Origin of the sequence: Gluconobacter cerinus, from assembly GCF_002723935.1 — a bacterium.
GTDB lineage: Bacteria > Pseudomonadota > Alphaproteobacteria > Acetobacterales > Acetobacteraceae > Gluconobacter > Gluconobacter cerinus.
In genome coordinates this window covers 1-1,109 of record NZ_BEWM01000045.1, presented here as the reverse complement: position 1 = coordinate 1,109, position 1,109 = coordinate 1, and the positions used below count along the sequence as shown (strand labels likewise).

Genomic DNA, 1,109 nt, shown 5'->3' with positions numbered 1-1,109 from the left:
AGGCGGGAGCTATTGAAAGACTGCTTGAGCGCTTTGATGCGACCCTGCGCAACGCCGGTTATCTGCCGATGTCCGGCCAGATCTTGGATGCCACACTGGTGGCTGCTCCCAAGCAGCGGAACACCAATGCAGAAAAAGCCGATCTTCGGGCAGGACGTATTCCTGAAGACTGGCAGGACAAACCCGCAAAGCTGTCGCACAAGGATCGTCATGCGCGCTGGACGCTGAAGTTCACGAAGGCGAAGCGTCAGGATGACGGGACGATCTCCACAACGGATCTGGCTATTCCGTTCTTTGGCTACAAATCCCAGGTATCGATAGCGGGACCGGGTTTGATGCCATGGAGAAAGTCGGAGAAGCGCAGGCTTCGGAGACGTGGTTGTGGATCAGACCCGGTTCGGGGCTGAAGTCCCTGAGAGATCCGCCGATCGTCTCGTCTTTTGTGAAGCATGAACCCGGTCCGGCCGCGCTGACGGGGCAAGAGTAACATGATTGTAGCGTCTGCTTTGAGTGAAGTTGATCGGCCACGAATGACACACCTGACTGTGACCGTAACGTTGGTTCCCTCACCAGAAAGGACCGACCATGACATTCCGTACCATTGGTATTGATCTGGCCATTCGCGGAGATCACCTCGCTCAGATCTACGACGATGGCCGCCCTAATGGCCGTGCAATTCGTTTCAGGCACGATCAGCCTTCACTCGCCGCTTTTGTTCAGACAGCCGTGATGGGGCTGAGGGCGAATGACCACATTCAGGCCATCATGGAGCCAACCGGCATGAGCTGGTTTCCTGTTGCCCACCATCTTGCAGATGCTGGCGTCACCGTGGCTCGCGTCAAGGGAAAACGGGTCAAGGCTCTACGCCGTTACCCTTCCGAACACGCCAAAACGGATATGGCTGATGCCCAGATCCTGGCCGCCATACCGTCATTTGGTGGACCACGTCTTGATCCGGTCCACATTCCGGATCCGCGAAGCCACGCTCTTCAACGTCTAACCAAACAGAGAAGCCGCTTTCAGAACGTGGTCGCAGATGCCAGGCGGCGCCTGCTTGATCTCATTCGTTGGGCATCCCCCAGGCTTGAAGCAGTCTTGCCCGACTTAGG

The 1,109-nt window shown here is 56.9% G+C and carries 1 protein-coding gene and 1 pseudogene; both read left to right on the top strand.

Going from position 1 to position 1,109, the window contains the following annotated elements; all coding sequences use genetic code 11:
• Positions 1-320: pseudogene (locus GCE01_RS16620) on the top strand (IS5/IS1182 family transposase); the annotation flags it as partial.
• Positions 321-585: 265 nt separating this feature from the next.
• Positions 586-1,109 (top strand): IS110 family transposase (locus tag GCE01_RS16615; protein WP_145995827.1); only part of this gene is annotated, 524 nt, incomplete at its 3' end.